This is a genomic window from Ulvibacterium sp. (genome assembly GCF_028285715.1).
Taxonomy (GTDB): Bacteria; Bacteroidota; Bacteroidia; order Flavobacteriales; family Flavobacteriaceae; genus Ulvibacterium.
Window position 1 is genome coordinate 1 of the sequence record NZ_JANQOO010000031.1, and the last position, 10,597, is coordinate 10,597.

The 10,597-nt window shown below is 41.7% G+C and carries 12 protein-coding genes; all 12 read left to right on the plus strand.

Going from position 1 to position 10,597, the window contains the following annotated elements:
• Positions 1-155: 155 nt before the first annotated feature.
• Positions 156-761, plus strand: a complete 606-nt coding sequence (locus Q0993_RS17570; RefSeq protein ID WP_299535529.1) for an RnfABCDGE type electron transport complex subunit E — start codon at positions 156-158, stop codon at positions 759-761.
• 2 nt (positions 762-763) lie between these two features.
• Complete coding sequence (locus Q0993_RS17575; RefSeq protein WP_299535531.1) at positions 764-1,339, plus strand: RnfABCDGE type electron transport complex subunit A; 576 nt, start codon at positions 764-766, stop codon at positions 1,337-1,339.
• 129 nt (positions 1,340-1,468) lie between these two features.
• A complete protein-coding gene (locus Q0993_RS17580) occupies positions 1,469-2,359 on the plus strand; it encodes a hypothetical protein (RefSeq protein ID WP_299535533.1) in 891 nt (296 codons plus the stop codon).
• 94 nt (positions 2,360-2,453) lie between these two features.
• Positions 2,454-2,864 carry a hypothetical protein gene (locus Q0993_RS17585; protein ID WP_299535535.1) on the plus strand — a complete coding sequence of 137 codons (411 nt, stop codon included), beginning with the start codon at positions 2,454-2,456 and terminating at the stop codon, positions 2,862-2,864.
• Between the two features lie 161 nt (positions 2,865-3,025).
• Positions 3,026-3,460, plus strand: coding sequence for an RDD family protein (locus Q0993_RS17590; protein WP_299535537.1), 435 nt, complete (start codon positions 3,026-3,028; stop codon positions 3,458-3,460).
• 138 nt (positions 3,461-3,598) lie between these two features.
• Positions 3,599-4,150 carry a hypothetical protein gene (locus Q0993_RS17595; protein ID WP_299535539.1) on the plus strand — a complete coding sequence of 184 codons (552 nt, stop codon included), beginning with the start codon at positions 3,599-3,601 and terminating at the stop codon, positions 4,148-4,150.
• A 62-nt stretch (positions 4,151-4,212) separates the two neighbouring features.
• Complete coding sequence (locus Q0993_RS17600) at positions 4,213-5,877, plus strand: FAD-dependent oxidoreductase (RefSeq protein ID WP_299535541.1); 1,665 nt, start codon at positions 4,213-4,215, stop codon at positions 5,875-5,877.
• Positions 5,878-6,038: 161 nt separating this feature from the next.
• Positions 6,039-6,479 (plus strand): hypothetical protein, encoded by a 441-nt coding sequence (locus tag Q0993_RS17605; protein WP_299535543.1) that lies wholly within the window; start codon positions 6,039-6,041, stop codon positions 6,477-6,479.
• 143 nt (positions 6,480-6,622) lie between these two features.
• Positions 6,623-7,534, plus strand: a complete 912-nt coding sequence (locus Q0993_RS17610; protein ID WP_299535545.1) for an alpha/beta hydrolase — start codon at positions 6,623-6,625, stop codon at positions 7,532-7,534.
• A 126-nt stretch (positions 7,535-7,660) separates the two neighbouring features.
• Entirely contained in the window at positions 7,661-8,866 is a 1,206-nt protein-coding gene (locus Q0993_RS17615) for a VCBS repeat-containing protein (RefSeq protein ID WP_299535547.1), read from the plus strand.
• Positions 8,867-8,944: 78 nt separating this feature from the next.
• Positions 8,945-9,499 carry a GNAT family N-acetyltransferase gene (locus Q0993_RS17620; protein ID WP_299535549.1) on the plus strand — a complete coding sequence of 185 codons (555 nt, stop codon included), beginning with the start codon at positions 8,945-8,947 and terminating at the stop codon, positions 9,497-9,499.
• Positions 9,496-10,597 (plus strand): DUF3500 domain-containing protein (locus Q0993_RS17625; protein WP_299535552.1); only part of this gene is annotated, 1,102 nt, incomplete at its 3' end. The genes Q0993_RS17620 and Q0993_RS17625, both read left to right, overlap by 4 nt.

The following is a 10,597-nucleotide window of genomic DNA, read 5'->3' on the forward strand; positions in this document are numbered from 1 at the left end:
AGTGGTAAGTGGTAAGTGGTAAGTGGTAAGTGGTAAGTGGTAAGTGGTAAGTGGTAAGTGGTAAGTGGTAAGTGGTAAGTGGTAAGTGGTAAGTAAAATAGTTAAAAATTGATAACAGAGTAAGACGGTAAGCAATAAGCGGATAGCGAAAAACAATGAACAAAACACTTGATCAAAAGCAGAACTTTTTAAAGGGTATCATCAAGGAGAACCCGGTCTTTGTAATGCTCTTGGGGATGTGTCCCGCCCTGGGGGTAACCTCATCCGCCTTTAATGGGCTAGGAATGGGGGTAGCTACCTTGTTCGTCCTCTTGATGTCCAATGTGGTTGTTTCCCTGATCAAATCCCAAATACCGAACAAGGTGCGGATTCCGGCCTTTATCATTATCATCGCTTCCTTTGTGACCGTGGTGGAGATGGTGTTGGAAGCCTATATCCCCTTTTTGTACGAACAGTTGGGCATCTTTATCCCGCTGATCGTGGTCAACTGCCTGATCTTGGGGAGGGCGGAGGCCTTTGCCTCCAAGAACAAGCTGTTCTCCTCCGTTTTGGATGCGCTGGGTATGGGTTTGGGCTTTACCATTGCCCTTACGGCCTTGGGGGCCACACGGGAAATTCTGGGGAGCGGCAGTATTTTTGATATCAAGTTCGTAGGTGAGGATGCCAATACTTTTATCCTGTTCATTTTGCCTCCCGGAGCCTTCATAGCCCTGGCCTATTTAGCCGTCCTCTTCCAAAGATTAACCCCTAAAACTTCCTAGGTATGGACTATCTGGTTATCCTTATCGCGGCCGTATTCGTGAACAATATCGTTCTCTCCCAATTTTTAGGCATATGTCCCTTTTTGGGAGTGTCCAACCGAATTTCCACCTCGGTGGGGATGTCCGGGGCCGTACTCTTTGTGATGACCATTGCCACTACCGTCACCTATTTGTTGCACGAATATATTCTGATACCTTCCGGACTGGACTATCTCCGCACTATTACCTTTATTCTAGTTATCGCTGCCTTGGTACAGATGGTAGAGATTATCCTAAAAAAGGTAAGTCCGCCGCTTTATCAGGCCCTTGGGGTGTTCCTACCACTGATCACCACCAACTGTGCAGTTCTGGGGGTAGCCATCCTGGCCCTGGGGTTGGAGAACGGCAGTCTGTTAAAAGCGGTGTTCTTTGCGTTGTCCCATGCCATAGGATTTTCCCTGGCCTTGGTGGTCTTTGCCAGTATCCGCGAATTCCTGGAATTAGCCGATCTGCCCGAGGGCATGAAGGGCGTTCCCATTAACCTCTTGGTAGCCGGACTCCTGTCGCTAGCCTTTTTGGGGTTTGCTGGGTTGGTGTAAGAATTTTTTTGAATTCATTTTCAAAAAACAGTACCTTGTTTAGGACATTAATAGATGGAATCAATAATGCTATGTGCTTAAAATGGTTGATGGGGATATACAATTGCTATGGGCAATTAAAGAAGTAGAATGGCGACAGATGGAACTAAAATAATTGATGGAGACACAGCTAATGATACCTATTGGGGAATCATGGACTTATACGATAGTGGGGCTGAACTACAAATGATTGTCAACGAATTTCCTCTAGAACAACTAGAATATTTTGATGATTTTGATAACGAAATTTATGTAACCAGCTGCGGACTTGCATACTGGGAATTGGGTCTTATGACTGCTGAAAGACTTGACTATATCAAAAAAGTAATCAGCAAAGATGCTTGTATAAAGGAATGGGCCTCATACTCTGAGAAGGAAGGGAAATCAAGGAAGACAGTTCTCAAGAGATATTTGAACAAGGTTGAAAAAGCTAACAAAAAAATAAGAAAACGAAAAAAGTACAGGAAAATCACCAACTTCATTTTTAGTGAAAACTCTGTTCTAACCTTTCAACTTTCAAACAATGAGTATGCTGTGAATTGTTGTGTTAAAATTAACCAATACCGCGGAAGTTGTAATTATTGGCTTGTCCCGATAACCTATAAATCAACTTCAAAGCCAACCATTGAACAGATAATGGAATCAGAAATTTTGGGAAGAACTATTGGAAGTGGATTTAGTAGAGAACAGACACAAGCATCTCAACCTGGAATTGAAAAAATTTGGGACTATGTTGGTGGAAAACCAAATTTCTACTTCGGCTTTGTTATTCAGGCAGTTGAACATAAAGACTTAATGAACTTTAAAAATAAATTCGAAAAAATTGGAGAGCTAAACATCATTGAAGGGCTTAAAGAAATAGGCTCCATTGGAGGTGAAGATACATATGAAAGATATGATGAGACTTACACCGAATTGGATAATCAAATTAAAGTCTTTGGATATCAAAAATACCCAATCAGAATCTTCATAAATTTATGAAGGCCCAAATCAATGTATATGAAATCATAGCTGCCTATAGGTAAGCTATGATTCGTACAAAAATTAGTCATAATCCTATGAAATCTTATTTAAAATGGAAATTGCAATTGGAATAATTGGACTGATAATTGCAATATTGACTTTTTATTATAGTTTTTTTAGAAAACCTAAAGAAGAATTGGATAATCTGAAGATTCAATTTAAACCGACTCAACAACTATCAAAGAAACTACAAGTAGAATTGGAAAATTACATTAATGCTACAGATTCTTGGAACCATCCAATGTTTCCTAATATTTCATTTGGCGCATATCTTACTGAAATGAAAGAGTCATACAAAGAGAATCTTTCGGATGATTTATATAAAAAGTTAGATACATTGAATCTAACCAAACCTATCATACGTTCAAGGACAAAAAGCCTAGAAACCCAGTTCAATGCCTTACAACAGCTACAAATTGAGTTAAGAATACGAAGTAGGAAAGTTTTACATAATGAGTCGTAAAAATTGCTAGTATCGGCTCGTTAAAAGTCTTTGCTTTGTCCCTTTATTTCACTTTGGTTTTTGAGTGGTTTGCATACTAATTATGGAGTTCTCCTTTGATTAAAAGCAGTATTTTGTTAATGACATATGATCACGTCAACTAGGCTACTATATATTTAAATATGATAATATTTAATAAATCAAATTTACTTAGAAGGATAGTCGCTGGAATTATCGACTACATACTCATATTTTGTTTCACAATTATTTATATCTCCTTGGTCGGAGAACCAAACAATAATGGAGGATCTGTCGTATCCGGATATAAGTCCTTAGGTCCAATACTATTTTGGTTAACGATGACGGTAGGACTCGAGCAGTTTTTCGGAAGAACAATTGGAAACTCAGCTGTAGAGCTAAAACCTATTTCGATCAATGGATTATGGGAAAGGCCAACATTTACACAATCACTAAAAAGACATCTATTGGACCCTATAGATATGTTCTTCTTTGGAATGGTAGGCATAATCGTAGTGAGTAGCACACCCAATAGCCAAAGACTGGGTGATTTGTGGGCGGAGACCAATGTTGTAAGAACGGATTCCAAAAAAATATAAATGGTAAAAGTATCTACTGTTCAATCTTTTCTTTGGATGAACCGGAGTTTTATGCCTTTAATCTGCTTAGGTTTTGCCGTTCAAATTTACCTCGTGAAACTCGGAACTAAAATCATAATCTAGACTTTCGGCCTCAATATGGAAAAGCTTGCTTTTGACTTAGTTGCAAACAAAAAAAAGTCCAAATATGACATTGCTATTTCGGAAAAATTCTTCTATATCGGTCTCGGTGGACTTATCCTTTTGCTTGCCGTTTTTAAAGTTTTTGAACACTATTGGGGCGTAACCCTTGAGGATTTCCCAGTTGTCAAGTATATGATTTATGGGCTAATGATTTGTGCAATGATTGGGACTTTTTATGGACTTGTCGATTACAACGGAAATAACAGAGTTATAAAAGGAATAATAACATTTGACGAGAATGAGATAACTTTAAATCATATCGAAAGATTTGAATTATCAGAAATTGGAAATTTGAAATTCAGTTTAAATGACTATAAAGGGCGACCGATTAATTTAATCACTGATGGAGATCCAAACAGGAGTTATGGCGGTGACAATTTTGTAGAATTTAACTATCGAAATAAAACACACAAGTATCAATTTGTAATTGATTCCTTAAGACATAAGGCCTTACTCGTTGACAAGATGATTCCAAAAATGCGAAATAAAGCGAAAATAAATTACTGATTCCTAAATGGCATTTGATTAATTTCAGTTGGATTTTTCGGTTGGAAATTTGGCAGTTAATCATGCGCATAACCATTGGCAATACTAAAAGAGCACCCTTGAAATATCAAATCGTAATAACCCTTTTCTTGTGCTGTTATATGGGCTTTTCAAAGCCCGATCAAGACCTCATCACCAAAGATATCTGTATCCTTGGGGGAAGCGAAGCGGGGTTTACCGCTGCTATACAAGCAGCACGACTTGGAAAAAGCGTTGTGCTCATTGAACCGACCGGGCACCCTGGCGGTATGGTGGTTGAAGGATTGGGTAAGGACATTCGGTTTGGTAGTGCCCGTGTCATTGGGGGCATAGCCCGTGAATTTTACATCCAGGTAGAGCAACACTATGGTCTGGAGGCAGACTTTGAGAATCCTGCATGGTACTCCAAATACGAACCTTCCGTGGCTGAGCGAACTATCGAAGCAATGCTCGCGAAGGAGAAAAACATATTACTTATTCGGAAAACCAGAATACGGGAAACCAACGGTGTCGAAAAAGAGGGCCAAAGAATAGCCAAAATAATCCTTGAAAATGGTTTGGAAATCATGGCCCAAGTCTTTATTGACGCCTCAATTGAAGGGCACCTGATCCACTTTGCGGGAATTACCACCGAAACAATCCGCGAAGGAAACGCCAAGTACAAGGAAACACTGAACGGTATACAGGAAAAAAATACGTTTCGGCAGTTCCAGATAAAGGTGGATCCCTATCTGATCGAAGGGGATCCCAGCAGTGGATTGATCAAGACCGTGCAACCTGGAGCGTTGGGAGCCCATGGGGAAGCGAGCAAATTCATTCAGGGCTTCTGTTACCGTATGTGCCTCACCAGAGATCCGGACAACCTAATCCCGATTGAAAAACCGGAAAATTATAAGTCCGATACCTATGAAATCTACAAGCGCTATTTGAAAGAGGGAGGAACACTTTTCGCACCTTACCCCAACAGGCATAACGGAAAGACAGATGTGGGTAGTTGGCACGACCTTTCGGCCAACCTATACGGTGAAAACTGGGCATATCCTTCCTGGGACTATAAAACTCAGGACAGTATCGTTCAATATCATCGCGACTTCACCCTAGGATTGATTTGGTTCTTACAAAATGACCCTAGCGTAGATACCGCTACAAGGGAAAAATGGCAGGGCTGGGGATTGCCCAAAGATGAATTTTTGGATAATGGCCATTGGCCACGACGATTGTACATCCGGAGTGCCCGGCGAATGGTTTCCGACTATGTGATTACGGAATACGATACCCATATCAATAATCGCGATACCATTTCCGACCCTGTAGCGATTGCCTGGTGGCCACCGGATATGCACCATGCCAGGCGGATAGTAAAAGATGGATATGCTTATAATGAAGGGTTTACCCATGTGGGGGACAGCAAAAGTTGGAAACCTTTTAGAATATCGTTCAAGGCCACCGTTCCGAAAAAAAATGAATGTACCAACCTCCTTACCCCAACCTGTCTTTCCTCTAGCTATGTGGGTTACGGAAGTATTCGAATCGTACCCACTTTTATGGTGTTAGGGCAAAGCACAGGTGCCATTGCCGCACTGGCCATCGATAAAAAAATGGATGTCCAGGATATTCCCTATGGATTACTCCAAGAAGTATTGACAACGTATCATCAAATTTTGGAAATCCCGAGGAATTGGCTTGAAATCATCTCTTCGAATAATTGAACCCGTTGCCAATAAGATGTGGAGTAACCCCTCTAGAAATTGAACATCCTAAAATTCATATTTCTGAATTTTAAACTTGAACGGGTTGATTGGCCGCCTCATTTTGTTTAATTTGACTGACCAAAAGTATTCGACAATTAACCCGCTTCAACCCAAGAAAAATGCCCCGCAAATTCAGAATTATCATCCTAATTTTCTTCACATACGTATCCTTGGCCGGACAGGAATTTACAGAGCCTGAAAAGGAACGATTGATCGAGTTAGGAATTAACTACGCACAATTGCTCAATACCAGCCCCGATTATGGAGCGGATTTGCGGAAGGTATTGGAACAAGACCGTAAATACCGAACCAATAGAACCGTGGGAACCGTACTTGGCGGAGTGGGAATTGCCACAACAGCTGGGGGCTTATTACTATTGGCTACTAGAAATCGAGGAAATGGATTGTCCAAAACGGTCATAGGGGGTGGAATGACCGCCTTGGGGGCCGTTGAATTGGGATTCTCTATGTCCATACTTTCCTTTTCAAAAAAGAAGAAAAAGGAAAGGGACCAAATACTATCCGAATTTGATTGGGAAGGGGATCAAAAAACAAATTGAATAAAGAAGAGGCAGACTCAATCAATCCAATTTTTAGGATGGCTGACCTCCAAGGTTTATTTTATACTTTTATTGTATTCGGTAAAAAAATGACAGATAGTTTGATCAGTATTCCTAAACCATATGCCGCTGAGACCAAAAAAATGAAAAAAGCAATACTAGTATTGACTGCAGTATTGCTGGTTGGCCAAATTTCGTTTGGTCAATCAGAGGATTTTGAGGTCTACAATGACCTTTCCTATTTGAACAAGGAATCGGTTTCCAATGACAGTCTACAAAGATTAAACCTGGTCCTACCCTCAAATAAGGAGAAGTATCCATTATTGATATGGATAGGTGGGGGTGCTTGGTCCTATGGCGATAGAAATCAAGAAATGGACCTGGCCAAAAAGTTGGCTGCACAGGGAATTGCCGTAGCAAGTATTGGGCATCGATTAAGCCCGGCCATCTGGCGCGATTCAACTTTGGATAAAGGAATACAACATCCAAAACACATTGAAGATGTGGCCGCTGCCGTTAAGTGGTTGCACGATAATGCCGCTACCTATGGCTATGATAAAGAAGGTTTTTTTATTGGAGGATATTCTTCCGGGGCACATTTGTCCGCGTTGATAAGTTTGGACAACACCTATTTAAACCAAGTAGACCTTTCTGTTGAACTATTCAAAGGGGTAATCCCAATTTCAGGAACCTATGATATCGTTGATTACCATAATGTTTTTTTGAACGGGAGCAGGCCAGAATTGGCCAAGCTACATGTTGAAGCTGTTTTCGGTAGCACGGACAAAGACTTTAAAAAAGCTTCGCCTATAACCTATCTTAAAAATTTATCGATTCCTATGCTGCTCATCAGTGACAATACTTTGTACAATTACTCAAAACTTTTTGAGGAAAAAATACGCGAAACCGAGTTTAGGGATATGCAAGTCTTGTATAGCTATGATCTATCGCATGGCGAATTGTGGAAAAATTTATCATTTTCAGAAAAAAGTGTCTACAGAGCAGTAATCGTAAACTTCATAGAAACAGTATTCGGAAATGGAACGGTACAGTAATGTGCGGCTTTCCCTAAAAATAAGACAATCTAAACTTCAGAAATGTGGATTTTAGGCCCCATCGGGTTGATGGGCTACCGCATTTTTATTAATTTGAATCACTAAACCAGTAACGCTCAATAAATCATGAAAAAACCATTTTTTACTATAACCCTCGCCTTTGGTGTGCTTTTATCATCCCAGCTTTTACATGCACAAATAGATTTTTCAAAACACATATTGGTAAATGAAAGTGCCGATAAATGGTGGGCCCGGAGCCATGCCGATGTGAACGACGATGGGCTTCTGGATTTTTTTGTAATCCATAACAATGCCAATGGTGGGGCCCTGCTATGGTATGAGACCGTACCCGGTTACGGGGAATCCAAAAAACATGTTATTGCGGAGACCAGCCCCGAAGGCAAAACATTCGCTGCCGGTGACTTGGCCTCGGGCGATATTGACAATGACGGGGATATTGATGTCCTAGGTCCTGTGAGCCCTGGTGAATGGGGCGGTTCCAGCGAACCGCTTACCCTGTACTGGTATGAAAATCCGGGTTGGGAAGCCCATAAGATTGCGGTATTTCCCTCTTTTGTCAAGGACTTTGATCTGGAAGACCTCAATGGTGATGGAAAACTGGATGTAGTAGGCACCACCCATCATTCACGTCGATTATTTGTATATCGCCAAGATAACCCGGAGACCTGGAGCAAAGCCACCGAGGTATATGTGGAACACCTCCATGAGGGGCAACATGTGGGGGATGTGGACGGTGATGGTGATTTGGACGTCGTTTCCACCGCTTTTTGGTTTAAAAATCCGGGAGGCGACATGACCGGTATTTGGTCCGTAAAATCTATCGACCCCTATTGGAATAGTGATGATGGCTATGATTGGATCCATAATTCCACAAAAATTTTCTGTGCTGATATTGATGGAGACCAACGCGATGAAGTCTTTATCTCCTGTTCCGAAAAATTCCGTACGCGCGTCGCTTGGTACGACCTTAATCCGGACTGTGGCGACCAGTGGGTAAAACATGAAATAGGAACCAATGCCTTTGCACACACCTTACAGGTAGGCGATATGGATAACGACGGCGACTTGGACGTATTATCGGGCAACAACGGAGATCAAGGTTACCCTGAGGCAAGTCCCGTAATCCTTTATTTGCAAGGGGAAGGGAAAGCGGATTGGGAGATTTGGCAGCAGCAAATATTGACCATGGAGGGCGCCTATAATTCCTATATCGGCGATGTTGAAGGTGATGGTGACCTGGACTTTTTTCGGTATGATGGCCATGAAGGAAAGTCTTATGAGCTCTGGCTCAACAAAACGGTAGATAAGTAAGGGCGGTTCGCTTTTAGTATCCGTAAATGATACATAGCTATAATGGGCTATTCCCCATTATGACTCAAAAAAAGTGGTTTGGACTACTTGATGGAAACAAAAAGGTTGAGGCTTCGGAAACTTACCAAAGAGGATGTCGCCCCTCTTTATGAAATATTAAGCGATGCGGAGGTAATGCAATATTATCCGGCCCCTTACACGTTGGACGGGGTGAAGGATTGGATAGGTCGAAGCATGGACAGTTACCAAAAAAACGGATTTGGACTATGGGCCGTTATCCTAAAGGAATCAGGAGATTTCATAGGACAATGTGGTATCAGTTTACAAAATATAGATGGGGCGTACGTCCCGGAAATTGGCTACCACATCCATAAATGGTACTGGAACCAGGGCTACGCCACGGAAGCCGCCAAGGCATCTCTCGCATACGGGTTTCAAAACCTGGGCCTTGAAAGCATTTTTATTCATACCTATATAAAAAATAGTCCCGCACAACGTATTGCGGAAAAAGTTGGGATGAAAAAAGTAAAGGAATACGATAAACACTTCAACGCACATAACCTAATTTGGAGACTCGTAGTCTATGAAATGACCCAGAAGGAATCCATGTCCACCTCATACGAAACCTCATGAAAAAAATAGGATATCTACTGATCTTTGGATCAATCGCCCTAGGTTGCAAAGAACAAAAAGAGCCCACCGAATCGCAAAAAGAGACTGCCGAATCAAGGCAACTAAGTCCGTTTGAAAAAATGGAGGTGGAAAGTCTAAAAACCGAATTTATCGGGATTGCAACCTCCCAAGGTATGGATGAGGGCTTGTTCCCCATCACATCAACTGGAGTATCCACACTTCCCATACAACTGGCGGGTGAGGAATTCTTAAAATCCCTTAGCCCGGAACAACTGGAAAAAACCCAATTCGATATCCAGGACGATGAATGGCGAAAATGGTGCAATGTGGACAATGGTATCTATACACGCCAGGGCATAAGCCTTAAGGAAATGGATCAGGCACAGCGAAAATTGGCTTTTAATCTGATGCAAAATTCATTGAGCGCCAAGGGATTGCAATTGAGCAAGGATATTATGAAAACGGACCAGACACTCCGCGAATTGAACAACGGCAATCCTATTTACGATGAAGAGCTTTATTTCTTTACCATTATGGGAAACCCCTCCCAAACCGAACCTTGGGGATGGCAAATAGATGGGCACCATTTGGTCATAAACTATTTCATTTTGGGAGACCAGGTGGTCATGACCCCAACCTTTATGGGCGGCGAACCAATAATAACCACTTCTGGAAAATACAAGGGCAATACCATCTTTCAGGACGAGCAAAATTTGGGCCTAAAGTTTATGCAATCCCTCCCCCTGGAACTGCAGAAGGAAGCCACCCTATCCGCGGAAAAAGTGGATAATGATATCCAGGCAGAGGCGTTTTCGGATAACGTACTTGTCGATTTCGAGGGGTTGCCCGTAAGCCAGATGTCCGAAGAACACAAAGAAAAGTTATCGGACTTGGCCTATCAATACATTTCAAATATGCGGGAGGGACACGCCCAGGTAAAAATGGAAGACATCAAAAAGCATCTCAATGAAACCTACTTCGCCTGGGTCGGAAAAACGGATGAAAATGCGGTATTCTATTATCGAATCCACAGTCCCGTTGTTCTTATCGAATTTGATCATCAAGGACCAATCGGTATTCGAGGGAATGGCAGGCAAC